The sequence below is a fragment of the Pseudacidovorax sp. DMC4 genome (assembly GCF_056314265.1).
Genome location: NZ_JBQUYR010000012.1, coordinates 170266 through 193632 on the forward strand (window position 1 = coordinate 170266; position 23367 = coordinate 193632).

Sequence of the window (23367 nt, forward strand, 5' to 3'; positions counted from 1 at the left end):
CTCGATGGGCCTCGCCAGCGCTCACCACTGGCCGGTCTCGACTTGGATCGCGACTTCGCAGTCGTCGAAGATTTCCAGCTTGGCGATCTTCACCCGCACGCCCAGCACGCCGGGCAACTGCATCAGCCGGCCGGCCACCTGGCCGATCAGGCTCTCCAGCAGGTTCACATGATGGGCGGTGCACTCGTCGATGATGATCTTGCGCACCTTGCGGTAGTCGAGCACATGGAAGATGTCGTCGTCCTGCGGTGCCAGCGGCTGCGGGCCCAGGTTGAGCTCGGCATCCACGCGGATCGGCTGCGGCGCCGTCTTCTCGCTGTCGAGGATGCCCAAGTTGGCATCGAAGCGCAGGCCCGTGAGCGTCAGGCGTTGCTGGCCGAGGAGGGGAGCGGTCATGGAAGTGCTCGTCACATCAATGAAAAGTCGCGTTCGAAGCGCATGAGATGTTGGCCGCCGTCAACCAGCAGCGTGGTGCCGGTCATCGAGTTGTTCTCGAGCGCGAAGCGCACCGTGGCCGCCACGTCCTGCGGCGTGGAGGAGCGGCCCAGCGGCGACAGGCGATGCAACTGCTGGAAGCGCTCGTCGCTCAGCATGTGGCTGGTCAGCGTGAGACCCGGGGCCACGCCCACCACGCGCACGCGCGGTGCCAGGGCCAACGCCAGCAGCGGCGTGGCGGCTTCCAGCGCGGCCTTCGACAACGTGTAACTCAGGAAGTCGGGATTCGGGTTCCACAGCTTCTGGTCCAGCAGATGGACCACGGCGCCTTGACCGCCGCGTTCGTCCAGATGCTGGCGCAGCGCCTGCGCCAGCACGATGGCGGCACCGGTGTTGCTGCGCAGATGGGCCTCCATGGCGGCATAGCCAAAGCTGGCGGCATCGTCGTGCTCGAACCGCGAGGCGCTGTGCACCACGGCGTCGAGCCGGCCGAACTCGGCCACCACCTGCGGCACCATCGCGCGGACGGCGGCCTCGTCCTCCAGCTCGGCGCTGATGATCGCGGCGCGGCCCGACAGCCGGGCGCAGTCGGCGGCGGTGGCCTGGGCCTCATCGCGCGAGCTGCGGTAGTGCACCGCCACCTGCCAGCCGCCGGCCGCCAGGGCCAGGGCGATCTCGCGTCCGAGCCGGCGGCCGGCGCCGGTCACCAGCACGGTACGCGGTTCACTGGCGGAGGGAAGGGCACTCATGGATGGGTGATCGGTGGGGGGCATCGGTCGGTCGGCCGGGCATGCCGCCAAAGGGCAAGGACCCCAGGCGCCGGGCCACCCGGAGGTTGCAGGGAGAATGGGTGCCGTGAGCACCCCGACGACCCCGCCCAGTGTACCGACCGCCTCTTCTGCCTGTGCAGCGCTGGTGAGGCGCGCCATCGAGCGGGACGGTGGCTGGCTGCCGTTCGACCGCTTCATGGCGCTGGCCCTCTACGCGCCGGGGCTGGGCTATTACGCGCACGGCAGCCGCAAGTTCGGCCACCTGCCGCAGTCGGGCAGCGACTTCGTGACCGCGCCCGAGCTGTCTTCGCTGTTCGGTCAGAGCCTGGCCGTGGCCGTGGCCGATGCCTTCGAGCACACGGGTACCGACGAGGTCTGGGAATTCGGTGCCGGCAGCGGCGCCCTGGCCGCGCAGCTGCTGGAAAGCCTGGGCGAGCGCGTCGCGCGCTACACCATCGTCGACCTCTCCGGCGCCCTGCGCGCGCGCCAGCAGGAGCGTCTCGCGCCCTGGGCCGGCCGCGTGCGCTGGGTCGATGCGCTGCCCGACGGCATCGAAGGCGTGGTGGTCGGCAACGAGGTGCTGGACGCCATGCCGGTCCAACTGCTGGTGCGGCGCGCCGGCGAGTGGCTGGAGCGCGGCGTCGTCGTGCAGACCGATGGCCGCTTCGGCTGGGACGACCGACCGACCGGGCTGCGCCCGCCCGTCGAGCCCGACGGCCCTCAGGACTACCTGACCGAGGTGCATCCCCAGGCCCGCGCCTTCATCGCCACGCTGGCCGAGCGCCTGAAGCGCGGCGCCGCCTACTTCCTGGACTATGGCTTTCCCGAGGTCGAGTACTACCACCCGCAGCGCCACATGGGCACGCTGATGTGCCACCAGGCCCACCGCTCCGACGACAACCCCCTCGTGGCCGTGGGCGACAAGGACATCACCGCCCACGTCGACTTCACCGGCGTCGCGCTGGCCGGCCAGGACGCCGGCCTGGAAGTGCTGGGCTACACCAGCCAGGCGCGCTTTCTGCTCGACTGCGGCCTGGCCGAGCGCATGATGGCCGCCCCGCTGGCGGAACGGGCCCTGGCGGCCCGCCTGATCCACGAGCACGAGATGGGCGAGCTGTTCAAGGTGCTCGCCTTCGCCGCTGGCGAGCCGTGGGACGCCATCGGCTTCCGCCAGGGCGACCGCAGCCACACGCTCTGATTCCTTTGATTTCACCGACCGCATCGCGCCATCCCCGCCCGCCCATGAACGACCTGCTCCGTACCGCCCACGCCCTGGCCGATGCCGCCGCCGCCCAGTCGATGGCGCATTTCCGCCAGCCGCTGGACATCATCACCAAGGCCGACGAAAGCCCGGTCACGCTGGCCGACCGCGCGGCCGAGCAGGCCATGCGCGACATCCTGGGGCAGGCCCTGCCGCAGGACGGCATCTATGGCGAGGAGCACGGTCAGCAGAACCTGGACGCGGCCCGCGTGTGGGTGCTCGACCCCATCGACGGTACCCGCAGCTTCATCACCGGCTCCCCCCTGTGGGGCACGCTGATCGGCGCGATGGAGGGCGGGCGCGTGGTGCTCGGCCTGGTCGACATGCCGGTGCTCGGCGAGCGCTGGGTGGGTCAGGACGGCGTGGCCATGCGCAACGGCCAACCGGTGCGCGTGCGCGAATGCACGCAGCTGTCCGAGGCGCGCATCTTCACCACCTCGCCCGACATCTTCTCGGCCGACGAATGGACGGCCTTCGACCGCCTGAGCCGCCAGTGCGCCATGCGCCGCTTCGGCGGCGACTGCTACAGCTATGCCCAACTGGCCGGCGGCACCATCGACCTGGTGGTCGAGGCCGGCCTGCAGCCCTACGACTACCTGGGCCCCGCCGGCCTGGTGGAGGCCGCGGGTGGCGTGATCACCGACTGGGCCGGCCAGCCGCTGGGCCTGCATTCCGACGGCCGCGTGGTCGCCGCCGCCACGCCCGAGCTGCACCGACAGGCCCTCGCGGCCCTGGCTGGCTGAGCGAGCCGCAACCCCGTCGCTCATGCTGCGCTGGCTGCTTGTCACCATGCTGGCCCTGCTGCTGCTGCAGGGCCTCACGGGCTGGCTGCGCAAGCTCGGCTTCGGCCGGCTGCCGGGTGACTTCCAATTCAAGCTCTTCGGCCGCGTGTGGCAAGTGCCCATCGCCAGCACCGTGGTGCTGAGCATGATCGCGGCCGGCGTGGCGCGCTTACTCTGAGCTTCCTCTTCTCTTTCAACGATCCAAGGAAACCCGCGCATGAAAGCCTGCATCGACATCGGCGGCACCAAGGTGGCGGTGAGCCTGGCCAAAGCTGGCAGTACCGACCTGATTGCCCGGCAGAACGCGCCCACCGCCAAGACCGGCGACAACGAGGCGGTGGCCCGGCAGGTGATGCAGCTCATCGAGGCGGCCTGTGCCGAGGCCGGCGTGCCGGTGTCGGCGGTGGACCAGGTGGGCGTGTCGTCGGCCGGCCCCTTCGTGCTGCATGAGGGGGCCATCGCCTTGGCCACGCCCAATATCTGCGGCGGCCTGGCGGGCCCGGACCGTGGCCTGCCCAACGACTGGACCTTCGCGCCCATCGAGGCGCCGCTGGCCGCCCGCTTCGGCCGCGTGCGGGTGGAGAACGACGCCGTCGCCGCGCTGGAGGCCGAGCGCCGCTGGGGTGCGCTGCAGGGCCAGGACCATTGCGCCTACGTCACCTGGAGCACCGGCGTGGGCGTCGGCCTGTGCGTGGACGGGCGTACGCTGCGTGGCAAGAACGGCAACGCGGGCCACGCCGGCCACCTGTTCGTCAGCGATGACGACAACGAGGCGTTGTGCGGCTGCGGCAACCGCGGCGACGTGGAGTCGCTGGTGGCGGGCAACGCCATCGCCCGGCGTTTCGGGGTGGATGCGGCCGAACTCTTCGGTGCCGCACAGCAGGGCGATGCGAAGGCCCTGGCCACGGTGGACGCGCTGTGCCGCGTGATGGGCAGGCTGCTCTACAACCTGGTGGCCGCGCTGGACCTGTCGCGCATCAGCCTGGGTGGAAGCGTGTTCTGGCACAACCGCGACTTCCTGCTCCCGCGGCTGCAGTCGCAACTGGAGGGGCGCCTGCCCTCGCTCACCGAGGGTGTGGAATTGGTCGCAGCGGGCCTGGGCGACAAGGTCGGGGACTACGCCGCGCTGGCGCTGGTCGACTGACCCGCTGACGTCCGGCGAAGCGTCAGCGCAAGAGAACAGCGGCGCGTCGGGGCTGGCCGCTCAGGCCGCCCGGCGCACCGCGGGCCTCGCCACCTGGACGGCCAACTCCCCCAGCCGCTTCAAGCCTGCCGCCAGCGCCGGTGACCAGGGCAGGCCGCAGTTGATGCGCACAAATCCGTCGCAGCGCGCGCTGTTGGAGAACAGCGTGCCCGGCGCAACGAGGATGTGCTCTTCCAGCGCCGCATCGAACAGCGCCTGGGCCTGCGTGCCAGCCGGCAGCTCCACCCACAGCTGAAGCCCGCCGGGCGGCAGGTTGATGCGCGTGCCGGCCGGGAAGTGCGCGGCGATGGCATCGGCCGTGCGCTCGCGCTGCAGCCGCAGCGTCTCGCGCAGGCGGCGCAGGTGGCGGTCGTAGGCGCTCGTGGCCATGAACTCGCCCACGGCCCATTGCGACAGCTCCTCGTTCATCCGCGTCTGGGCGAACTTGAGCATCTCCACCCGCGCATGCCAGCGGCCGGCGTGGATCCAGCCCAGCCGCAGCCCGGGCGCCAGCACCTTGTGCAGCGAGGCGCAATGGATCACGCCGCCGTCGGTGTCGAAGGACTGGACGGCACGCGGGACGGCGTCCATGTCCAGCAGCTCGGTGTAGGTGTCGTCCTCGATCAGCGCGGTGCCGTGCGCGCGGCACAACTGCACCAGCCGCTGCTTGTGGGTGTCGGGCATGACGCTGCCCAGCGGGTTCTGCAGGTGCGGCACCACCGCGACGGCCTTGATGCCTTCGTAGGTGCGCAGGGCGAGCTCCAGCGCGTCCAGCGACAGGCCGGTCTGCGGGCTGGTGGGAATCTCCAGTGCGCGCATGCCCAGGCTTTCGAGCGCCTGCAGCAGGCCGTAGAAGGTGGGCGATTCGACGGCCACCGTGTCGCCGGGCTGGGCGACCGCGCGCAGCGCCAGGTTCAGCGCCTCGATGCAGCCGTTGGTGGGCAGCACGTCCTCGGGCGCGAGGTGCATGCCGGCGCGTAGCGCCCGCCGCGCCACCGCCTCGCGGAAAGGTGTGCGGCTGCGCGAGGGCGATGCCTGCGTGAGCAACTGCGGCCGCTGGCGCAGGCTGCGCATCATGGCCGTGCGCAGGGCCTCGGCCGGGTAGAACTCGGGCGAGGCGCGGGCGGAGGACAGGTCCAGGTGCACCTCGCCCCAGCGGCGGCGGGTGACGAAGTCCGACACCGTCTGGTGGATGCCGACGAACTGCGCCGGATCGGGCGGCCGGTCGGCGGCGGGCTCGTCCATGGGCACCATGGCCAGGCGGCGCGGCTGGCGCACGAAGTAGCCCGAGCGCTCGCGCGCCTCGGCGAAGCCATCGCCTTCGAGGGTGCGGCAGACCTGCAGGGCGGTGGACAGGCTCACGCCATGCAGCTTCATCAGCTCGCGCAGCGAGGGCAGGCGCTCGCCGGGCTGCAGCGTGCCGGCGCGGATGGCCTGGGTGTAGTGCTGGGCCAGCTGGCGGTAGCGGGGCAGGGGGGGCATGGCTGCGATGGTGCGCCGGCCGGGTGCATCGGAACAGATGCAGTTGGGCGGCGAATCGACCATAACAGAACGCCTTTCGGCGCCGCTGTTGCGGTCGATGTCCGCGCCGGGTGTGCCTGTTTTGCTGGCAGCGTCAGGCCTACGCTGGAGGCCACTTCAACGCCCTGTTCAAGGAGCTTCCATGACCGCCCGCCATGCCGCCCTTTCCCGTGCTGCCGATCCGGCCTGCATCGCCCCTGGCGAATGCCTGCTGCTGCCGGTGAGCCGCGGCACCCTGCTCTTCGCCGTCGAAGGCCATGTGCGGGTGGTGGAGGCGCCGCGCTGGGTGGCGGAGCAGATGCTGGCCGTGTCCCAGCATCTGGACGCTGGCCAAGCCCATCAGGTCGATGCCGAGGGCTGGGTTCAGGTGCTGGCGCTGGACGATGCGCCCGCGCGGGTCGCCCGGCTCACGCCAACGGCGCCGACCTCCGCGCTGGCGGCCTGCTTGCAGGCGCTCTGGCGGACGGCCCTGGCGCGACTGGCGCGCGTCGGCAGGGTCAGTGGGCCGACTGCGCTCAGATGAACATCCCGCCCGACACCTCGACGCGCTGCGCCGTCATCCAGTGGTTGCCCGGCCGCAGCAGCGCGGCCACGGCACCGCCGATGTCGTCGGGCAGGCCGACGCGGCCCTGCGCGGTCTGCGCGGCGATGGCGGCGTTCATCTGCGCGTTGTCGCGCACCACGCCGCCGCCGAAGTCGGTCTCGATGGCGCCGGGGGCGATCACGTTCACGGCGATGCGGCGCGGGCCCAGTTCCTTGGCCAGGTAGCGCGTCAGCACCTCGATGCCGCCCTTCATGGTGGCGTAGGCCGCATAGCCGGGCAGCGAGAAGCGCGCCAGGCCCGAGGACACGTTCAGCACATTGCCGCCATCGGCCAGCAGCGGCAGCAGCGCCTGCGTGAGGAAGAAGGGGCCCTTCAGGTGCGTGACCATCAGCTCGTCGAACTGCGTCTCGGTGGTGGCCTCGAAGCTGGCGTGGATGCCCATGCCGGCGTTGTTGAGCAGGATGTCGAATTGCGTGCGGCCCCAGGTGGCGGCGAGCCCCTCGCGCACGGCGGCGGCAAAGCCGGCGAAGGTGTCGGCCCGCGACACGTCCAGGGGCAGGGCCACGGCGCGCCGGCCCAGGGCCTGCACCTCGCGCACCACGGCCTCGGCCTCGTCGGCGCGGTTGCGGTAGGTGATCAGCAGGTCCACGCCGTCGCGGGCGAGGTGCAGGGCGGCGCTCTTGCCCAGGCCGCGGCTGCCGCCGGTGATGAGGGCGATGCGGGGCATCGAAGTGGTGGCGGTGTCGGTCATGGCTGCTTCCTTGTGGGGAGGGGTGGATGGGATGACTGGTACTTTAAGAAGATGCAATCTCCAGAAAAATCCGTAGAAAATGAATTCACTGTCTTTTCTGAGTGACCAATGGACCTCGATTCCTTGCGTGTGTATGTCCAGGTGGCCGAGCTGGCCAGCTTCACCCGCGCCGCCGAGCGGCTGGGCCTGACACGGGCCCGCGTGTCGGCCGTCGTGCAGCAGCTGGAGGCGACGGTGGGCACCCGGCTGCTGCAGCGCACGACCCGCACCGTTCGGGTCACGCCCGATGGCGAGGCCTTCGTGGAGCGGGCGCAGGCGCTGCTGGCGGAGGCGGAGGACCTGCAATCGCTGTTCAGCCGCCAGCCGGGATCGTTGCGTGGGCGCATCCGTGCCGATGTGCCGCTGCAACTGGGCGCCCGCGTGGTGCTGCCGAACCTGCCCGCCTTCCTGGCCGACCATCCCTTGCTGGAAGTGGATCTGGGCAGCACCGACCGCCGGGTGGACCTGGTGCACGACGGCTTCGACTGCGTGCTGCGCGTCGGGGTGCTGCAGGAGTCGGGCCTGGTGGCGCGGCCGGTCGGGCAGATGGTGCAGGCCAACCTGGCCTCGCCCGCCTACCTGGCGAAGCACGGCCACCCGCGCAACCTGGACGAGCTGCGCCAGGGCCACCAGCTGGTGCGCTATTCATCGCGCCTGGCGGGCTGGCCGGCCTTGTGGGAGTACGAGGAGGGCGGTGAGCCGCGCAGCTTCGAGATGCCGGCGGTGATCACGGTGAACAACACGCTGGCCTACGAGGCCGCCTGCCGCGCCGGCCTGGGGCTGATCCAGGCGCCCGTGTTGGGCCACCGGGAGGCGCTGGCGCGCGGAGAACTGGTGGAGGTGCTGCCCGAATGGCGCGCGCCACCGCTGCCGATCACGCTGCTCTATGCGCACCGGCGGCAGGTGCCGCGCCGGTTGCAGGTCTTCATGGACTGGCTGGCCGGCCTGGTCGGCCAGGCCCTGGCCGAGGACGACGCGGCCCGCAGCCGCTGAGCACTCTGCGCGGCGCGGTCAGTCCACGCCCGGCGCGTCGCGCAGCGCGTCCAGGAAGGTCCGGCGCCACCAGTGCACGTCCTGCTCGCGGATGCGCGACAGCAGCTTCTGGTGGCGGGCCCGGCGCTCTTCCAGCGGCATGTGCAGGGCCTGCTGGATGGTCTCGGCCGTGCCGTGGGTGTCGTAGGGATTGACCAGCAACGCTTCCTTCAGCTGCTCCGCGGCACCCGCGAAGCGCGAGAGCACGAGCACCCCCGGATCGGCCGGATCCTGCGCGGCGATGTACTCCTTGGCCACCAGGTTCATGCCATCGCGCAGCGGCGTCACCAGGCCCACGGCCGCCGCGCGGCACAGGCCCGGGACCCGCTTGCGGGCCACCGTGCGGTGGATGTAGCGCACCGGCATCCAGTCGAGCTCGCCGTAGTCGCCGTTGATGGCGCCGCACAGCGACTCCAGCTCGCGGCGGATGTCGCCATAGGCATCCACGTCCTCGCGCGTGGGCGAGGCGATCTGGATCAGCGTGGCGCTGCGGTGGTTCTCCGGATAGCGTGCCAGCAGCTCGCGGAAGGCCCGCGCCCGCTGCGGAATGCCCTTGGAATAGTCGAGCCGGTCGATGCCCAGCATCAGGCGGCGCTGCGAATACTCGCGCCGCACCGTCTCGTGCATGTCGCGCGCTTCCTTGGCATGCGTGAGCGCCAGGAACTCGTCCACGTCGATGCCGATGGGAAAGGCACTCGCCCGCACCGTCTGGCCCCAGGCGCGGAACTGGTCGTTGCCCAGTGCCTCGCCATGCGCCTCGTTGCTCACATAGCGCTCGAAGTGCTGCACGTCCTGCTGGGCCTGGAAGCCCACCACGTCATAGGCGAACAGCGAGCGCATCAGCCACTCGTGCTGCGGAATCGCCGCCAGGATGATCTGCGGCGGCAGCGGGATGTGCAGGAAGAAGCCGATCTTCTGCTTGCAGCCCATGGCGCGCAGCTCGGCGGCCAGTGGGATCAGGTGGTAGTCGTGCACCCACAGGATGTCGTCTTCCTGCAGCAGGGGCATCAGCTTGCGCGCGAACAGCTGGTTGACGCGGCGGTAGCCACCGATGAAGCCGGCGTCGAAATTCGCCAGGTCCAGCCGGTTGTGGAAGACGGGCCAGAGCACCTTGTTGCTGTAGCCCAGGTAGTAGGCGTCGTGATCCTCGCGGCAGAGGTCCAGCGTGGCCAGCGTCACCTTGCCGGCCTGGTGGCGGTGCAGCTCGCCCTCGCCCGTTGGGCCGTCTTCGACGATGGTGCCGCTCCAGCCGAACCACAGGCCGCCCGTCTGTTGCAGGGATTCGCCCAGTGCCACCGCAAGGCCGCCTGCGGCCACTTTGCGCGGATCGGCCACGCGATTGGAAATCACGACCAGTCTTGCCATGTCTCTTTGCTTCTCCTCGTCGGTTGCGCGGCGGCTCAGCGGGGCGCCGTCCCTGCGGCGGCCAGCGCGTCGGCCGCCTGCCTGAGCCATTCGTACACGGCAGCCGGACCGTCGACCCGCGCCGTGGCGCGGGTGCTGCCCGGCCCCACCTTGATGCCCAGACCGCCATGGGCCTGTGCCACGGCGAATCCGCTCTCATCGGTGGTGTCGTCGCCGAAGAAGAAGGGCTTGCGGTCGAGGAAGGGCGCTTCTTTCAGATAGGCCGTGATGGCCGTGCCCTTGTTGGTGCCGGCCGGCTTGATCTCCACCACGCATTTGCCGTGCAGCAGTTCGAACTCCGGGCGGTCGCCGACCGTCTCGGCCATGGTGTCCAGACAGAGTTGCTCAAGCTCGGGGGCGAGGCGGTAGTGCAGCGCGACGGCGGCCTGCTTGCGCTCGACCAGCAGGCCGGTATGGCGGTTGGCCAGCGCGTTGGCTGCGGCAATGACTTCGGACAGGTCGGTGGGCGCACGCTCCATCAAGTGCCCGTCGGCATCGCGCCGATGCGCGCCGTGCTCACCGGCGGTAGGCAGACGCAGGGGGGCGAGGAAGCGGTCGAGCACATCGACAGGCCGGCCGGAGACGATGGCCACGGCGCCCTCCAGGGCGTCGTGCAACTGGGCCAGCAGCGGCACCAAGCCGTCGGGCACCTTGACGGCCTCGGGCGTCTCCGCGATGCCGACCAATGTGCCGTCGAAGTCCAGGAACAGGGCGGCGTCGCGCCCTGGCAGGAAAGGCATTTGCATCGACTGGACCTTAGCAGCCAGAGGGCGGGGGCTGCGTCGGCCAATGCCGCGCGGTGCTGAGGGCGCAGGGACGATGATCTGCGCTCGCGCCGCGCGGCGTGGCCATACCAATACGTCAGTGAGGAGGGAGTCTGTGAAAACTGCTGAAAGCCACCCCATGTCCATCAAGCCATCCGCGCGGATGGCTGCGCGAAAGCGCAGCACTCAAGGGCCATCGCGGTCGTTCTGGTGGCCGGTCGTGCGCAACCTCTTTGCCACGCTCCAGGAAGTGCCGATGGCGGCGCTGAGCGCGCTGTCGGTGATGGCGGGCGCTGCGGTGGTGCACCGCTACTGCATGTTGATCGGCTATGGCCCGGAGGCGAGCGTGTCGATCGGTTTCGGGGCGGCCGTCGCGCTGGTCGTGCTGCTGGGCTTGGTGAGCCTGTGGATTCTTTTGCAGGCGCCGGTCTGGATCACTGCGCTGTATGAACTTCCGCGTCTCGGCTTCAAGGAGGCCGTGCTCACACAGTTGGTGGCGTTTCTGGCATTCGCCATATGGATTGTCGCGAGGACCACGCGTGACGCTTCGGGATGGATCGGAGGCTTGGTCATCGCACTCGCCGTGGTGGCTGGGGCGCTCTTTCGACTGATTCGGGCAAGGAGGGCGAGATGGTGGCGCGCTACGCTGAGTGTGCTGGCGAGCGGTACGGGGGGCTGTGCGCTCGCCCTTGGCGCCTTGATCGGGCTTCTGAAGCTCGGCGTGTTGGACCCCAACGTGCCAGAGTGGGGAGTCTGGCTCGCGCTGTTGGCGGCGCCATGCCTGCTCACCGTGATCAATGCACTGCCCGGATTGGGAAAGGGCGCCTCGTTGGTCAGCAACGTCTTCGTGGGCCTCCTGCTCGGCCTGATCGTCTTCGTCGGCCGGGCCGGCTTCATTGCCGAAGCCGCCGCCACGGCGGTCGGCCTGCGGATCGACGGCGAATCGCAGCTCCGGGTCAACCGCGCGGCCTGCGTGACGCTGCTGTCGGCGGTGCCCGTGCGCAAGGGCGACCTGCCCTTCAAGCTGGCCGACGAAGCGGCCGGCGCGGGCTGCCGTGAGTACGGCAATGCCGTGACGGCCCGCGTCGATCTGCGCGGCGGCGGCCGCTGGGTGCTGCAGGTGCGCCGCATCAACGGCTGGGACGCGGATCCCGAAGCGCCGCGGGTGTCGGTGGCGGACAGTGCCGTGGAGCTTGTGCTGCGCCCCATGCCCGACGTTGCCGCGCCACCCGCGGGATCAGCCCGTCATCCCTGAAATCGCCGCTTCGCGCGCCGCCTGGATCGCCTGCCCGATCTGCGGTCCCTTGGCGCCGCGGGCCAGGGCTTCTCGGGCGATGGGCTCGGTGGCCACGGCCTGCACGGCGGCCAGCACGGCCAGCAGGCGCTCGCGCGGCGCATAGGGCCGCTCCTCGAAGCCCAGGCGGCCGCGGGCGTCGCATTCGCAGGCGAGGAGTGCATCCGCGAAGCGCTCGGGCCGGCGCAGGGCGTCGCAGCGCTCCAGCAGGCGCAGCAGGGCCGCTGCGCCCAGTTCATTGCTGCGATGGATGTTGCCGTGCTCGCGCGCGACCACGTCGGCCAGCTCGCGCACCTCGGTGGGCACGCGCCAGCGCTCGCACAGGCCGGCAAGCAGGCGGGCGCTGCGCTGTTCGTGGCCGATGTGGCGCGGCAGCACGTCGGCGGGCGTGGTGCCCTTGCCCAGGTCGTGCGTGAGGCAGGCGAAACGCACGGGCAGTGGCGCCTGCAGGCGGGCGCTCATGTCCAGCACCATCATCAGGTGCACGCCGGTGTCGACTTCTGGATGGTGCTCGGCGCGCTGCGGCACGCCCCACAGGCGGTCCACTTCCGGCAACAGCACGCGCAGGGCGCCACAGGCGCGCAGCACCTCGAACATGCGCGAAGGCTTCGGCTCCATCAGGCCGCGGGCCAGTTCCTGCCACACGCGCTCGGGCACCAGCGCATCGGCCTCGCCCGCCTCGACCATGCCGCGCATCAGCGCCAGGGTCTCGGGCGCCACGCTGAAGTCGTGCAGCTTGGCGGCGAAGCGCGCCAGGCGCAGGATGCGCACGGGGTCCTCGCGGAAGGCGTCGGTCACATGGCGCAGCACCTTCTGCTGCAGGTCGCGCTGGCCGTGGAAGGGGTCGACGAGGGCGTCGGTGCGCAGCGGTTTGGTGTCGGCCAGATCGGCGGACAGGGCGATGGCATTGATGGTCAGGTCGCGGCGGGCCAGGTCCTCGTCCAGCGTGACCTCGGGCGCGGCATGGACCACGAAGCCGCGGTAGCCCGGGCCGCTCTTGCGCTCGGTTCGCGCAAGGGCGTATTCCTCGCGCGTGTCGGGATGGAGGAAGACCGGAAAGTCGCGGCCCACCGGCAAGTAGCCGGCGTCCAGCATCTGCTGCGGGGTCGCGCCCACCACCACCCAGTCGCGGTCGCTGCCGGGCCGCCCCAACAGCGCATCGCGGATGGCGCCGCCCACAAGAAACTTCTGCATCGGGGCAGTGTAGGGGCGGGCGCACCGCTGATCGGTGGCGCTGCCGCCTGCCCGCTTGGTCGCTCTTTCGCTCAGCGGCTGAGTGGCTCAGTCGCGCGAGGTACGGTAGGGCTCGTCCATCGGGACGAAGTCGTGTTCGGCCAGCGCCTCGTCGATCCAGGCCTTCACGCCGGGCAGCGCGTAGAGGCGGTCGATGTAGGCATCGATGGCGGCGGGCACGGGCAGCGCATAGGTGCGGATGCGCGTGGCCACGGGCGCGTAGTAGGCGTCGGCGATGCCGAAATCGCCGAACAGCATCGGGCCGCCGTGGGCCTGCAGCAGCCCTTCCCACATCTGGCAGATGCGGTCCAGATCGACCACGACGCCGGGCTGCTCGCGCAGGAGGCGGGCGCCGACCTCGGGCAGCGACGCCTCGATGTTCATGCCGCAGTGGTTGCGCAGGGCGCCGAAGCCGGCATGCATCTCGGCGCAGATGCTGCGGGCATGTGCGCGGGCCGCGACGTCGGCAGGCCACAACTGCTTGTCGGGGAAGCGCTCGGCCAGGTATTCGGCGATGGCCAGCGTGTCCCACACCACCACCGGACCATCCACCAGCACCGGCACCTTGCCCGTTGGGTTGACGGCACCCACCACGGCCTTGAAGCGCGAGTCGGCCTCGAAACTGTCGAAGCGCACCATCACCTCCTCGAAGGGGATGCCCGCCTGCTTCATCAGCACCCAGGGGCGCATGGACCAGGACGAGTAGTTCTTGTTGCCGATGTAGAGCTGGAGGGTGGACATGGAGATCTCCGGGGCTGAGTGAAAGAGCGGGCGAGAGGCATGCTAGGGGCGATTCCCCGGCCCATCGATGCAAAAAATGGCGGAGATTGATGCGTGCCGTGCCGTGCCGTGCCGTGCCGTGCCGTGCCGTGCCGTGCCGTGCCGTGCCAGCGGCTTCGCTGCCGCCGCGTGGCGGCATCCGGCGCCAGCGCATCGCTCAGTCCCTCGTGCTGCGGCCCTGCTTGGTGTCGACGCCCCGGCTGGCGGTCATCCGCGTCTCGTCCATGCGGTCGGCGCCGCGCGGCGGCCCGGCCCTGCGGCTCACCCAGATCACCAGCCGCGGCATGGCCTGCAGCACCGCCAAGCCGAGCAGCGCGCTCAGGATGGCCGTCACCTCGCGACCCAGCCCGCAGGCCATGCCGATGGCGGCCGTCATCCACAGGCCGGCGGCGGTGGTCAGGCCTTCCACCTGCTCCTCATTGCGGCCACGCTTGAGGATGGTGCCGGCGCACAGGAAGCCGACCCCAGCCACCAGGCCCTGGATCACGCGGCTCATGTCGGCCGGCTCGATGCCGGCCTGCTGCGGCACCAGCACGAACAGCGCCGAGCCGATGGCCACCAGCATGTGCGTGCGCACCCCGGCGGCCTTGCCCTCGTACTCGCGCTCGAAGCCCAGCAGCAGGCCCAGCAGCGCCGCCAGAAGCAGGCGCACCACGATGCGCACCAGCTGGGCGAGATCGGGCACGTCCGAGAACTCGGTGGCCAGCGTGTCGGCGACGATGTCCATCCAGTCCATGGCGCTTCGGGTGGTTCAGCGGTTCAGGGCAGGTCCTTGTTGGGTTCGGGCTCTGTCGGGTTGCGCGGGCCCACGCTGCCCAGGCGTTCCTTGATGGACTGCGGCCGGCCGTAGATCAGCGCCGCATAGTTGGTGGTGTTGGCGATCACCTTCTTCACGTAGTCGCGCGTCTCGGCAAAGGGAATGTTCTCGGCCCAGATGGCGGCGTCGAGCACCGGCCCGTTGCGCCAGTTGCGCGGCCGGCCCGGGCCGGCGTTGTAGGCGGCGGCGGCCAGCGGCATGGAGCCGTCGAAGTCGTCCAGCGCCAACTTGAGGTAGTTGGTGCCGATGGTGATGTTGGTCTCGCGGTCGGTGATCATGTCCGGCGAATAGGGCAGGCCGATCTTGCGCGCCGTCCAGCGTGCGGTGGCGGGCATCACCTGCATCAGGCCCGAGGCGCCGACGCCCGAGCGCGCATCCATGATGAAGCGGCTTTCCTGGCGGATCAGGCCGTAGACGTAGGCCGGGTCCAGGCCGATGTCCTGGCTCTTGCGCAGAACCGTGTCGTGGAAGGGCATGGGAAAGCGCTGCACCGCGTCGATGGTGCCCTTGGTGCGTTCGCTGGTGTTGATGCAGCGGTCCCACACCTCGCGCTGGCACGCCAGGTCGGCGGCGGCCAGCAGCGCGCGGTCGTCCATGCCGCCGCGGTCGTGCAGGTTGGTGGCGTAGTTCCACTCGCGCACGCCCTCGGGGCGCAGGCCCATGGCGATGGCGTAGAGGCCGCGCTGCAGCGAGGGGTTGTTCTGCGCGGCGGCGCGCTCCTCGGGCGTGAGGGGCGCGGGCGGCGTGGGCACCTGGGCGCGCTGGCCCAGTTCTTCGAGCGCCAGCAGTTCGTAGAAGCCGCGCGTGCCGGCGATGGTCTCCAGCAGCGTGCGGGCCTCCTGCTGGCGGCGTTCGCCACCCTGGGCCAGGAGGGCGCGGGCGCGCCAGTAGACCCAGGTCGGGTCCTGCTGCGCCTCTTCGCTCATGGCGCGGACGGCGGCGTCGACCTCCTTCCACTGGCCCATGCGCAGCGATGCGCGCACCTTCCAGCCGAGCATGTCGTCGGTGAGGTCGCCGTTCTTGCTGACGTTGGCGAAGTAGCCGAAGGCCTGCGGCGAGAGCTTCTGCGCGGCCTGGCGGCCGATGCTGCCCCAGACCCAGTTGCGCTCTTCGGGGCTGAGCATCGGGCCCCACTTGCTGTCGAGCTGCGCGGCGGCGGTGTCGGGATCGGCCACGGCCATGCGCAGCAGCGCCAGCACGACCATCTCCTTGCGGCCACGGGAGGCGGCCGAGGCCGCGCCGAGCAGGAACTTGACGGCGCTGGCGTTGACCTGGTCGAAGGTGGGCAGCGCCTCGGGCGCGACGAGGTTGATGGCCGCGCGGGCGGCGCTGGGGCGATTGGCCTCCATGGCGATGCGCGCCTTCTTCCAGGCGTCGGACTTCGGCATGGCGCCGGCGGCGATCAGCCGATCGGCGGCGGTGAGGCAACCGTCGTCCAGGTCGCGCTGCGCCAGCCAGTTGCGGCGCACCTGCTCGACCTGCGCCGTGGTGGCGCGACCGCTGCGCAGCGCATCGACCAGCACGGCATAGCACTGCACCTCGCGGTCGTCGTTCATGCGGAAGGCCGCATGCGCGGCGGCGAACTCGTCCCAGGCGCGGCGCTGGCCCATCAGCAGCAGCCAGTCGTTGCGCAGGCGGTCTTCCTGGTAGGTGCCGGGGTAGCGCGCAAAGAAGGCGTTGACCTCGTCGCTGCTCGCGTCGCCCAGGCGCGCCTTGAGCTCCCAGTACGCGGCCCAGGGTTCGAGCACATGGCCGCGGGCCTGCGGCAGCAGGGCCGTGAGGCGGGCCTTGTCGCCGCGCTGGAAGGCCTGCTTCATCTGCAGCAGCACATCGTCGTTGCGGTTGGCCTGGGCGCAGGCTGGCGGTGCGAGGGTGGCGGCCACCAGGGCCAGGGCGGCGAGCCAGCCGCGGCGGGGTGACAAAATGCCTTGAAACTGCATCGAAGGATTATGGACAAAGCACACGGTGAAGAACGCGCGGGCACGGCGGCCTTTCTCAAGTCCCAGGTCCGCGCGGCGCTCATCGAGCAACGCCTGGCGATGCCCGACCGCCTACAGCGCGCCGACCTGCTGCAGCGCGTGATGCGCTTCTGGCTGGTGGGCCGGCCCGACACGGTGATCGGCGCCTACTGGCCCATCAAGGGCGAGTTCGACCCCCTGCCGGCGCTGCATCGCTGGAAGGAGGACGGCGAGCTGATGGAAGAGCCCCAGCGCCGCCGCATCGGCCTGCCGGTGGTGGACCGCGAGACCAAGACGCTCACTTTCCACGTCTGGTACCCCGGCTGCCCGATGGAGAACGATGCCTACGACATCCCCAAGCCCAAGGACACCGAGCTGATCGTGCCCACGCTGCTGTTCGTGCCCTGCCTGGGCTACAGCGCCGGCGGCTACCGGCTGGGCTACGGCGGCGGCTTCTACGACCGCACGCTGGCGGCGCTGGAGCCCCGGCCCTTCACCGTGGGCCTGGGCTTTGCCAACGGCTTCGTCGACGACTTCGAGCCCGAGGCGCACGACGTGCCGCTGGACGCGATCCTCAACGACAACGGCGTGGTCTGGCCCGTCGGCTGACCTGCGCCTCTGGGTGCCTTATGGGTACCGATCTCGCTGGATGGGCGATTGCGCCGACCGCGCAGACACCCTGCGCGGCCGGTGTTCAGTCCAACTCCGTGAGCGTGTCCGGGTCCGGCCCGTCGCCGATGGTCTTGCGCGTGACCGCGGCCTGTTGGCGCAGCCAGTCGCAGAAGGCGCGGATCTCCGGCCGTGCGGTGCTGCGCGGCGCCACCAGCAGCCAGTAGGCCATCGGCGAATCCATGCGCTGGCGCGGCAGCACCTCCACGAGGTCGCCGCTGGCCAGGCTCTCGGCGATGAGCGGGCTGCGCGCCAGCACCACACCCTGGCCCGACAGTGCGGCCTGCACCATCTGGTACGCATAGTTGAAGTACAGCCAGCGCCGCGGCTGGGTGCGGGCCAGGCCGTTGGTCTCGAACCAGCGACGCCAGGTCAGCCACTCCAGATGCGAGCGATGTGCGTCGCCGGCCTCGATCAGCGTGAAGCGGGCGATGTCGGCCGGCTCACGGATGGCCGGGCTGCTCTTGATGAGCCAGGGGCTGGCCACCGGCATCAGCGTCTCGCCGAAGAGGCGCACCGCGCCCGCGGGCATGGCTTCGGCGGGGCCGTAGCGCAGCGCCATGTCGATGTCGACCAGTTCCAGGTCCACCGCCACGTCGCTGGCATCGATGCGGATGTCGATGTCCGGATGCTCCTGCTGGAAGGCCTCCAGCCGCGGGATCAGCCACATCGATGCGAAAGAGGCAAAAGTGGTCAGCGCCACGCTCTTGCGGCCGGCGCTCTGGCGGATGAGCCGCACGGCGCCGTCGATGCGCGGCAGCGCCTGCTGCGTGGCCAGCAGCAACTGTGCGCCGGCGCTGGTCAGCTCCACCGCCCGGGTGTGGCGCAGGAAGAGCGGCACGCCCACCTCTTCTTCGAGCGACTGGATCTGGCGGCTGACCGCGGACTGCGTCAGCGCCATCTCCTCCGCCGCGGCGCGGAAGTTCAGATGTCGGGCCACGGCCTCGAAGGCGCGCAGGTAGCCGGCGCCGATGGGCCGGGTGCGCAGGTGGGTCTGGGAGTGCTGCATGGGCGGGACGGACAGGAGGGGCGGGCGGCGATTGATGCGTCGCCGGCATCAGTAGCCTAGCGCGTTTTCATTGGACCGGCCGCGCCTTGCTGCAGATGATCGGTTCCCGAAGCAGACGTGGCGCAATGGGCGACACGCTGCCCGACGAGGAGAAACCGCCATGACCGCCGCCACCCTGAGCACCACGACCCGCGAAGCCCTGATCGCCGCGCCTGCCGCCGCGATTCCGCCGGCCGTGCGCCGTGGCGCCTGGCAGCTCAAGGCGGGTCAGGCCATCAGCCTGCGGGCGCAGAGCCGCAGTGTGCTGCGGATGCGGCAGGGCCGCGTGTGGGTCACCCGCGATGCCACGGCCCAATGGGGCAGCGAAGACCTGGTCGTCGGCCCCGGCGAGTCGCTGGTGGTCGAGGCCGGCCAGCGCATCGTGATGGAGCCGTGGGACGGCTTCGGCGCGACCTACACCTGGGATCAAGACTAACCCCCAGGCTCTGCGCTTTGCGCGCCGCCCACCCCCTTTCAGGGGGCACATCCTGCGGCCCGGCGGAGCCGGTTCCGCGGATGGTCCCGCGTGGCCTGCTCCGCGGCCGCCCGAGATCGGATGGACGTGGCGCGCGCGGCTTGAATGCAGCGCGTCGGCGCGCCGTCAGGCCTGGATGTCGAAGCCTGATCGCATATGCAAAAAGCGCTCGACGGCGGGCAGGCCGGAGAGGCTGATCAATGCGGCAAGCGCATCGAGGTCGTCGGTCTGGGCGTAGCCCATGTCGAAGCGGTGGTAGCGCCGCTGGTCGAGCACGCCTTCATACAGGATGCGCACGTCCTCGTGCCGGGCGTCGCCGACGATGCGGCCCATCAACGGTTCGAGCATCGCGCGTGGGCCTTCCAGGTGCTGGAAGAAGCGCAGGCCGTCGAACACCAGCAGTCCGCTCACGCCCGCCTGCGCGTTGTGGGGCCTGGCCCTCGACAGGATCTGTCCCACCACAGTGGGGGAGGTCTGGGGATCGAGTTGGCTGGTGTAGAAGAACTCGTAAAGGCTGTGGGCGTCAGCAGGCATCGCCATCCACTTTAGGGCGACGGCCGACGTCCAGCGGGGTTGGACGAATGTCAAAAGACACAGGGCGACTGTCTATATTGGGCGACCTCCAACCCTTGCATCCGCCCGATGTCGGTGTCCCATTCGGCCTGTGGCCATCCGTGCAGCGAATGCCGCCTGCGCAGCCTTCCCGCCTTTCTTGCCCTCTCCGAACCCGAGCGTCGGGCCGTCGCCGAATGGCGCACCGGCAGCCGGCGTGTGGCCGCGGGAGAACGCATCATCGGCGAGCATGTGCGCAGCGACCAGCTCTACACGCTCTATTCGGGCTGGGCCTTCCGCTACAAGACGCTCGGCGATGGGCGGCGGCAGATCCTGAACTTCCTCTTGCCGGGTGACCTGCTCGGCCTGCAGGACGAGTTCGCCGATGGCCGTACCCACGGCGTGGAGGCCGCCTCGGACGTGGTGCTCTGCACCTTTCCCCGTGACCGGCTGTGGGACTTCTTTCTGCAGCATCCCAAGCTGGGCTACGACATCACCTGGCTGGCCGCGCGCGAGGAGAAGATGGTGGACGACAACCTCGTCACCACCGGACGCCGCACGGCGGCCGAACGGGTCGCGATGCTGCTGATGCACCTGTACCGCCGTGCCCAGCACCTGGGCATGACGGAAGGCGACAAGGTGGAGTTTCCCTTCCAGCAGCAGCACATCGCCGATGCGCTGGGCCTGTCTCTGGTGCACACCAACAAGACGCTGCGCAAGCTGCAGCGCCTGGGCCTGCACCGGCTGGAAGGCGGCTGGCTGGAGATCCTGGAGCCCCATGCGCTGGAGGCGCTGGGCGACTACTTCGAGCGGCCGATGCGGCCGGTGCCGTTGCTTTAACGCTCACCCCGTTTGGACTTCCTCACTGCGTGTGGAAGTCCCATCCCCCTCAAGGGGCGCACCCGGCGGCCGGGCAAAGCCCGTTCCGCGGGTGCACTGGCGTGGCCTGCTCCGCGGCCCTTTGATCGGGGTGGCGGCGCCCGTTTCATGCCGTGTGGGCGGCGCGTCACTGCCGTGGAAAACTGACACGCCGCGCGGCGCTGCGGCCGCCTCAAGGCGCGGTGAGTGCGATCAGGTCTTGCCGGTAGTCCTCGATGCGTTGAGCGGCCCGCTCGCGTTGCGCGGGGCTCATCACCGCGTGGAGTTGAGCCGTGTTGCGGCAGCCCTCCTGCGTCAGCGCGTCCTGCTGCGTGCGCCATTCGCCCGGCGGCGGCTCGAAGACGCGCATCACCAGCGCATGCACACGTTGCTGCGCCTCCGCCGCCGGCAGGCCGGGCTGCTGCTGCAGTCCCCGGAGCAGCGCCATCACATCCGCCTGACGCGCCCGGCGCACGTTGTCCAGCTTCTGCGGGCTGAAGGCCGACTGGCGCACGAGTTGCCGCAGCAGCTCGCGCTGGCGCGCATCAAGCGGACCATAGAAGTCCTCGTAACGGTCCAGGAAGGTGTCGTAGCGCTTGTCCTGCACCTCGGCCGGCAGCAGGCGCAGCCATTCGCGGCGGAACTCGCCGTTGATGCGGGTGAACTTGCGCTCCAGCACCTGGAGCTGGGCGGGCGACAGGCTCTGTGCGAGCGTGGTCGCCTCGGGCTCGGCGCGCACGGCCAGGGCCAGCAGGCGGGCCTGCACCGCGTCCGACATGGCGCAGACCTGCGCGGCCGTGATGTCGCCGCGTGCCAGGTCCCGGGCCTGACCGGCCAGGGCGACGAAGCGGGGCAGTTCCTCGCGGCGGTGCCACTCCTGCAGGCCTGCCAGGGCCGCCTTCACCTGCAGGCTCTGGGCGCCGTCGAAGTCCAGGTAGCCGTCCAGCCACCAGTAGCTGATCTCGGGCAGGTTGTTGTAGGCCAGGCGCACCGCGCTGCAGCCGCCGAGCACGAAGGCCAGCAGCAGCGCGCCGATAATCCGCGCCACTTTTCGCAGCCCGCTGCCGCCGCCTCGCGGCCCCTCGCGCGGACCGCTTTCCGCCTCTTCGAACGCTGCCGACGCAGCACCGACCATGACCATTGCACCCACCACGTCCAGCCTTTCCTCGATCGCCGTCGATGTCGTCGTCATGGCCGCCGGCAAGGGCACGCGCATGAAGAGTCGCCTGCCCAAAGTGTTGCATCGATTGGCCGGCCGGCCGCTGCTTGCCCATGTGCTGCGTACGGCTGCCGGCCTGGGCGCGCGGCGCGTGGTGGTCGTCACCGGCCATGGCGCGGAAGAGGTCGAGGCCGCCATCCCGGCGTGGCAGGTGGGCGCCGATGTGCGCTGCGTGCGCCAGTCGCCGCAGCTGGGCACCGGCCACGCCGTGCAGCAGGCGGTGCCGGCGCTGGCCGGCGATGGCGTGGTGCTGGTGCTCTCGGGCGACGTGCCGCTGATCGCCGAGGACACGCTGCGCGCCCTGGTCGAGGCCAGCGGGGGCGAGCGTCTGGCGCTGCTCACCATCGACCTGCCCGACCCCACCGGCTACGGCCGGGTGCTGCGCGATGCGGCCGGTGGCGTGCAGGCCATCGTCGAGCACAAGGACGCGACCGAGGCCCAGCGCCAGGTGCGAGAGATCTATTCGGGCGTGATGGCGGCGCCCGCCCGCGCGCTGGCCGGCTGGCTGGCGCGGCTGTCCAACGACAACGCCCAGGGCGAGTACTACTTGCCCGACGTGGTCGGCATGGCCGTGGCCGAGGGCCTGCCCGTGGTGGCGCAGAAGACCACCGACGCGCTGCAGGTGGCCGGCATCAACAGCCCCGCGCAACTGGCTGCCCTGGAGCGCGACTGGCAGCGCCGCCAGGCCGAGCGCCTGATGGACGCCGGTGTGCGCCTGGCCGACCCGGCGCGCTTCGACCTGCGCGGCGAGCTGGAATGCGCCGCCGATGTCGAGATCGACATCAACTGCATCTTCGAAGGCCGCGTGAACCTGGGCGAGGGCGTGCGCATCGGCGCGCACTGCGTCATCTCGGATGCGCGCATCGAGGCCGGCGCGGTGATCCATCCCTACACCCACATCGCCGGCGAAGCGGCCGGCGTGGTCGTGGGCGCGGGCGCGCTCATCGGCCCCTATGCCCGCCTGCGCCCCGGCGCGCAACTGGGCCGCGAGGTGCACATCGGCAACTTCGTCGAGGTGAAGAACTCGATCCTGGCCGACGGCGCCAAGGCCAATCACCTGGCCTACTTGGGCGACGCCACGGTGGGCGAGCGTGTCAACTACGGCGCCGGCAGCATCACGGCCAACTACGACGGCGCCAACAAGCACCGCACGGTGATCGGCGACGACGTGCACGTGGGCAGCAACTGCGTGCTGATCGCGCCGGTGACGATCGGTGCCGGCGGCACCATCGGCGGCGGCTCGACCATCGGCAAGAGCACCGAGCCCGGTGCGTTGACGGTGGCCCGGGCGCGGCAGGTGAGCTTCGCGAACTGGAAGCGGCCCGTGAAGGGCGCGAAGAAGCCCTGACAGCATGACCGGCTCCCTCTCCGTCGCCGGAGAGGGTGGGGACGAGGGGCCGCAGTGCGGGCGCGCGGCCCGGCTGGGGTGAAGCATCCCCTTTCCCCCAATCCCACTGCCGCACGGGGAGAAGGGTTCGCCGTCCAGGTGCAATGGGCAGGTGCCCTATTCCAACGGCACCCGCGGCTCGAACTTGGCCCGGCGCACGCTGAAGAAGGCCTTCACGTTGCGCACGTTCGCATCGCTGGTGAACAGTCGCTGCGCCAGCGCCTGGTAGGCGGGCATGTCGCGCACGGTGACGATGAGCACGAAGTCTGGCCCGGGCGAGACGCGGTAGCACTGCTGCACCGCCTCGTCCAGGGCAACGCGCGCCTCGAAGGCGGTCAGGGATTGCTCGTCCTGCCGGTCCAGCGAGATCTCCACGATGGCCGTGAGCGTGGCGCCCAAGCGGTCCACGTCCAGTAACGCCACCTCGCGCGCGATCAGGCCCGACTGGCGCAGGCGCTGCACGCGCCGCAGACAGGTAGGAGGCGACAGGTGCAGGTCGGCCGCCAGCTGCTGGTTGGTGCGCGAGGCATCGCGCTGGAGGGCTTCCAGCAGACGCCGGTCAATGGCATCGAGGTTAGAAAATTCCATGAA

25 protein-coding genes are annotated in these 23367 nt (G+C 70.4%); 11 read left to right on the top strand and 14 right to left on the bottom strand.

Features of this window, described 5'->3' with window-relative positions; all coding sequences use genetic code 11:
• Positions 1 to 21 precede the first annotated feature (21 nt).
• Together ACT54X_RS21540 and ACT54X_RS21545 are read right to left on the bottom strand one after the other, a co-directional pair.
• Positions 22 to 396, bottom strand: coding sequence for a dihydroneopterin aldolase (locus ACT54X_RS21540; protein ID WP_354319549.1), 375 nt, complete (start codon positions 394 to 396; stop codon positions 22 to 24).
• A gap of 11 nt (positions 397 to 407) precedes the next feature.
• A complete protein-coding gene (locus ACT54X_RS21545; protein WP_476348462.1) occupies positions 408 to 1184 on the bottom strand; it encodes an SDR family oxidoreductase in 777 nt (258 codons plus the stop codon).
• 97 nt (positions 1185 to 1281) lie between these two features.
• Here ACT54X_RS21545 and ACT54X_RS21550 point away from each other — a divergent pair, with 97 nt between their 5' ends.
• The 4 genes from ACT54X_RS21550 to ACT54X_RS21565 are packed head-to-tail and all read left to right on the top strand — an operon-like array spanning position 1282 to position 4392.
• Positions 1282 to 2403: a class I SAM-dependent methyltransferase gene (locus ACT54X_RS21550; protein WP_476348464.1), complete on the top strand. Its 1122-nt coding sequence runs from the start codon at positions 1282 to 1284 to the stop codon at positions 2401 to 2403.
• 44 nt (positions 2404 to 2447) lie between these two features.
• Entirely contained in the window at positions 2448 to 3209 is a 762-nt protein-coding gene (gene hisN / locus ACT54X_RS21555) for a histidinol-phosphatase (RefSeq protein ID WP_294373330.1), read from the top strand.
• Between the two features lie 22 nt (positions 3210 to 3231).
• Positions 3232 to 3426, top strand: a complete 195-nt coding sequence (locus tag ACT54X_RS21560) for a DUF2905 domain-containing protein (protein ID WP_294373327.1) — start codon at positions 3232 to 3234, stop codon at positions 3424 to 3426.
• A gap of 39 nt (positions 3427 to 3465) precedes the next feature.
• Positions 3466 to 4392 carry an ROK family protein gene (locus tag ACT54X_RS21565; protein WP_476348467.1) on the top strand — a complete coding sequence of 309 codons (927 nt, stop codon included), beginning with the start codon at positions 3466 to 3468 and terminating at the stop codon, positions 4390 to 4392.
• Between the two features lie 60 nt (positions 4393 to 4452).
• Here the strand turns inward: ACT54X_RS21565 and ACT54X_RS21570 are convergent, their stop codons facing one another.
• Complete coding sequence (locus ACT54X_RS21570) at positions 4453 to 5913, bottom strand: aminotransferase-like domain-containing protein (protein ID WP_476348469.1); 1461 nt, start codon at positions 5911 to 5913, stop codon at positions 4453 to 4455.
• A gap of 181 nt (positions 5914 to 6094) precedes the next feature.
• On the opposite strand from ACT54X_RS21570, the gene ACT54X_RS21575 reads away from it, so the two are divergent.
• A complete protein-coding gene (locus tag ACT54X_RS21575) occupies positions 6095 to 6475 on the top strand; it encodes a hypothetical protein (RefSeq protein ID WP_476348471.1) in 381 nt (126 codons plus the stop codon).
• Here ACT54X_RS21575 and ACT54X_RS21580 read toward each other — a convergent pair.
• Positions 6468 to 7247, bottom strand: a complete 780-nt coding sequence (locus ACT54X_RS21580; protein ID WP_476348473.1) for an SDR family NAD(P)-dependent oxidoreductase — start codon at positions 7245 to 7247, stop codon at positions 6468 to 6470. The two genes, ACT54X_RS21575 and ACT54X_RS21580, sit on opposite strands and share 8 nt — an antisense overlap.
• Positions 7248 to 7355: 108 nt before the next feature.
• On the opposite strand from ACT54X_RS21580, the gene ACT54X_RS21585 reads away from it, so the two are divergent.
• Entirely contained in the window at positions 7356 to 8279 is a 924-nt protein-coding gene (locus ACT54X_RS21585; RefSeq protein ID WP_294373316.1) for a LysR family transcriptional regulator, read from the top strand.
• Between the two features lie 18 nt (positions 8280 to 8297).
• Here ACT54X_RS21585 and otsA read toward each other — a convergent pair whose 3' ends face one another.
• Both otsA and otsB read right to left on the bottom strand, forming a co-directional pair.
• Positions 8298 to 9683, bottom strand: coding sequence for an alpha,alpha-trehalose-phosphate synthase (UDP-forming) (gene otsA, locus ACT54X_RS21590; protein ID WP_476348475.1), 1386 nt, complete (start codon positions 9681 to 9683; stop codon positions 8298 to 8300).
• A 35-nt stretch (positions 9684 to 9718) separates the two neighbouring features.
• Complete coding sequence (otsB, locus tag ACT54X_RS21595) at positions 9719 to 10468, bottom strand: trehalose-phosphatase (protein WP_476348477.1); 750 nt, start codon at positions 10466 to 10468, stop codon at positions 9719 to 9721.
• Between the two features lie 157 nt (positions 10469 to 10625).
• On the opposite strand from otsB, the gene ACT54X_RS21600 reads away from it, so the two are divergent.
• A complete protein-coding gene (locus ACT54X_RS21600) occupies positions 10626 to 11741 on the top strand; it encodes a hypothetical protein (protein ID WP_476348479.1) in 1116 nt (371 codons plus the stop codon).
• Here ACT54X_RS21600 and ACT54X_RS21605 read toward each other — a convergent pair.
• From ACT54X_RS21605 to ACT54X_RS21620, 4 genes are all read right to left on the bottom strand, one after another.
• Positions 11724 to 12974 carry a multifunctional CCA addition/repair protein gene (locus ACT54X_RS21605; RefSeq protein ID WP_476348481.1) on the bottom strand — a complete coding sequence of 417 codons (1251 nt, stop codon included), beginning with the start codon at positions 12972 to 12974 and terminating at the stop codon, positions 11724 to 11726. The two genes, ACT54X_RS21600 and ACT54X_RS21605, sit on opposite strands and share 18 nt — an antisense overlap.
• 87 nt (positions 12975 to 13061) lie before the next feature.
• On the bottom strand, positions 13062 to 13754 hold the full coding sequence (locus ACT54X_RS21610; RefSeq protein ID WP_476348483.1) for a glutathione S-transferase family protein: 693 nt from the start codon (positions 13752 to 13754) through the stop codon (positions 13062 to 13064).
• A 196-nt stretch (positions 13755 to 13950) separates the two neighbouring features.
• On the bottom strand, positions 13951 to 14529 hold the full coding sequence (locus tag ACT54X_RS21615) for an MgtC/SapB family protein (protein ID WP_294373305.1): 579 nt from the start codon (positions 14527 to 14529) through the stop codon (positions 13951 to 13953).
• Between the two features lie 23 nt (positions 14530 to 14552).
• Positions 14553 to 16550: a lytic transglycosylase domain-containing protein gene (locus tag ACT54X_RS21620; protein WP_294373303.1), complete on the bottom strand. Its 1998-nt coding sequence runs from the start codon at positions 16548 to 16550 to the stop codon at positions 14553 to 14555.
• 9 nt (positions 16551 to 16559) lie between these two features.
• Here ACT54X_RS21620 and ACT54X_RS21625 point away from each other — a divergent pair, with 9 nt between their 5' ends.
• Positions 16560 to 17177, top strand: coding sequence for a 5-formyltetrahydrofolate cyclo-ligase (locus ACT54X_RS21625; protein WP_114801292.1), 618 nt, complete (start codon positions 16560 to 16562; stop codon positions 17175 to 17177).
• Between the two features lie 85 nt (positions 17178 to 17262).
• On the opposite strand, the gene ACT54X_RS21630 is transcribed toward ACT54X_RS21625, so the two are convergent.
• Positions 17263 to 18246, bottom strand: a complete 984-nt coding sequence (locus tag ACT54X_RS21630) for a LysR substrate-binding domain-containing protein (RefSeq protein WP_476348486.1) — start codon at positions 18244 to 18246, stop codon at positions 17263 to 17265.
• A 160-nt stretch (positions 18247 to 18406) separates the two neighbouring features.
• Here ACT54X_RS21630 and ACT54X_RS21635 point away from each other — a divergent pair, with 160 nt between their 5' ends.
• Positions 18407 to 18721 carry a DUF2917 domain-containing protein gene (locus ACT54X_RS21635; protein WP_476348488.1) on the top strand — a complete coding sequence of 105 codons (315 nt, stop codon included), beginning with the start codon at positions 18407 to 18409 and terminating at the stop codon, positions 18719 to 18721.
• Between the two features lie 165 nt (positions 18722 to 18886).
• Here the strand turns inward: ACT54X_RS21635 and ACT54X_RS21640 are convergent, their stop codons facing one another.
• On the bottom strand, positions 18887 to 19294 hold the full coding sequence (locus tag ACT54X_RS21640) for a BLUF domain-containing protein (protein ID WP_294373295.1): 408 nt from the start codon (positions 19292 to 19294) through the stop codon (positions 18887 to 18889).
• A gap of 108 nt (positions 19295 to 19402) precedes the next feature.
• Here ACT54X_RS21640 and ACT54X_RS21645 point away from each other — a divergent pair, with 108 nt between their 5' ends.
• On the top strand, positions 19403 to 20152 hold the full coding sequence (locus ACT54X_RS21645; RefSeq protein ID WP_294373293.1) for a Crp/Fnr family transcriptional regulator: 750 nt from the start codon (positions 19403 to 19405) through the stop codon (positions 20150 to 20152).
• A gap of 211 nt (positions 20153 to 20363) precedes the next feature.
• On the opposite strand, the gene ACT54X_RS21650 is transcribed toward ACT54X_RS21645, so the two are convergent.
• A complete protein-coding gene (locus ACT54X_RS21650) occupies positions 20364 to 21218 on the bottom strand; it encodes a DUF6279 family lipoprotein (RefSeq protein ID WP_476348490.1) in 855 nt (284 codons plus the stop codon).
• An 85-nt stretch (positions 21219 to 21303) separates the two neighbouring features.
• On the opposite strand from ACT54X_RS21650, the gene glmU reads away from it, so the two are divergent.
• Positions 21304 to 22737, top strand: coding sequence for a bifunctional UDP-N-acetylglucosamine diphosphorylase/glucosamine-1-phosphate N-acetyltransferase GlmU (gene glmU / locus ACT54X_RS21655; protein ID WP_476348492.1), 1434 nt, complete (start codon positions 21304 to 21306; stop codon positions 22735 to 22737).
• Between the two features lie 156 nt (positions 22738 to 22893).
• Here glmU and ACT54X_RS21660 read toward each other — a convergent pair whose 3' ends face one another.
• On the bottom strand, positions 22894 to 23364 hold the full coding sequence (locus tag ACT54X_RS21660) for an Lrp/AsnC family transcriptional regulator (protein ID WP_476348494.1): 471 nt from the start codon (positions 23362 to 23364) through the stop codon (positions 22894 to 22896).
• Positions 23365 to 23367 lie beyond the last annotated feature (3 nt).

Bases quoted from the DNA above. Each gene is read 5' to 3' on its own strand.
- ACT54X_RS21565 (WP_476348467.1), top strand. From the start codon at position 3,466: ATGAAAGCCTGCATCGACATCGGCGGCACCAAGGTGGCGGTGAGCCTG.
- ACT54X_RS21625 (WP_114801292.1), top strand. From the start codon at position 16,560: ATGGACAAAGCACACGGTGAAGAACGCGCGGGCACGGCGGCCTTTCTC.
- glmU (WP_476348492.1), top strand. From the start codon at position 21,304: ATGACCATTGCACCCACCACGTCCAGCCTTTCCTCGATCGCCGTCGAT.
- hisN (WP_294373330.1), top strand. From the start codon at position 2,448: ATGAACGACCTGCTCCGTACCGCCCACGCCCTGGCCGATGCCGCCGCC.
- ACT54X_RS21545 (WP_476348462.1), bottom strand. From the start codon at position 1,184: ATGAGTGCCCTTCCCTCCGCCAGTGAACCGCGTACCGTGCTGGTGACC.
- otsA (WP_476348475.1), bottom strand. From the start codon at position 9,683: ATGGCAAGACTGGTCGTGATTTCCAATCGCGTGGCCGATCCGCGCAAA.
- ACT54X_RS21575 (WP_476348471.1), top strand. From the start codon at position 6,095: ATGACCGCCCGCCATGCCGCCCTTTCCCGTGCTGCCGATCCGGCCTGC.
- ACT54X_RS21560 (WP_294373327.1), top strand. From the start codon at position 3,232: ATGCTGCGCTGGCTGCTTGTCACCATGCTGGCCCTGCTGCTGCTGCAG.
- ACT54X_RS21660 (WP_476348494.1), bottom strand. From the start codon at position 23,364: ATGGAATTTTCTAACCTCGATGCCATTGACCGGCGTCTGCTGGAAGCC.
- ACT54X_RS21550 (WP_476348464.1), top strand. From the start codon at position 1,282: ATGGGTGCCGTGAGCACCCCGACGACCCCGCCCAGTGTACCGACCGCC.
- ACT54X_RS21585 (WP_294373316.1), top strand. From the start codon at position 7,356: ATGGACCTCGATTCCTTGCGTGTGTATGTCCAGGTGGCCGAGCTGGCC.
- ACT54X_RS21570 (WP_476348469.1), bottom strand. From the start codon at position 5,913: ATGCCCCCCCTGCCCCGCTACCGCCAGCTGGCCCAGCACTACACCCAG.
- ACT54X_RS21605 (WP_476348481.1), bottom strand. From the start codon at position 12,974: ATGCAGAAGTTTCTTGTGGGCGGCGCCATCCGCGATGCGCTGTTGGGG.
- ACT54X_RS21540 (WP_354319549.1), bottom strand. From the start codon at position 396: ATGACCGCTCCCCTCCTCGGCCAGCAACGCCTGACGCTCACGGGCCTG.
- ACT54X_RS21635 (WP_476348488.1), top strand. From the start codon at position 18,407: ATGACCGCCGCCACCCTGAGCACCACGACCCGCGAAGCCCTGATCGCC.
- ACT54X_RS21620 (WP_294373303.1), bottom strand. From the start codon at position 16,550: ATGCAGTTTCAAGGCATTTTGTCACCCCGCCGCGGCTGGCTCGCCGCC.
- ACT54X_RS21610 (WP_476348483.1), bottom strand. From the start codon at position 13,754: ATGTCCACCCTCCAGCTCTACATCGGCAACAAGAACTACTCGTCCTGG.
- ACT54X_RS21630 (WP_476348486.1), bottom strand. From the start codon at position 18,246: ATGCAGCACTCCCAGACCCACCTGCGCACCCGGCCCATCGGCGCCGGC.
- otsB (WP_476348477.1), bottom strand. From the start codon at position 10,468: ATGCAAATGCCTTTCCTGCCAGGGCGCGACGCCGCCCTGTTCCTGGAC.
- ACT54X_RS21615 (WP_294373305.1), bottom strand. From the start codon at position 14,529: ATGGACTGGATGGACATCGTCGCCGACACGCTGGCCACCGAGTTCTCG.
- ACT54X_RS21640 (WP_294373295.1), bottom strand. From the start codon at position 19,294: ATGCCTGCTGACGCCCACAGCCTTTACGAGTTCTTCTACACCAGCCAA.
- ACT54X_RS21645 (WP_294373293.1), top strand. From the start codon at position 19,403: ATGTCGGTGTCCCATTCGGCCTGTGGCCATCCGTGCAGCGAATGCCGC.
- ACT54X_RS21600 (WP_476348479.1), top strand. From the start codon at position 10,626: ATGTCCATCAAGCCATCCGCGCGGATGGCTGCGCGAAAGCGCAGCACT.
- ACT54X_RS21580 (WP_476348473.1), bottom strand. From the start codon at position 7,247: ATGACCGACACCGCCACCACTTCGATGCCCCGCATCGCCCTCATCACC.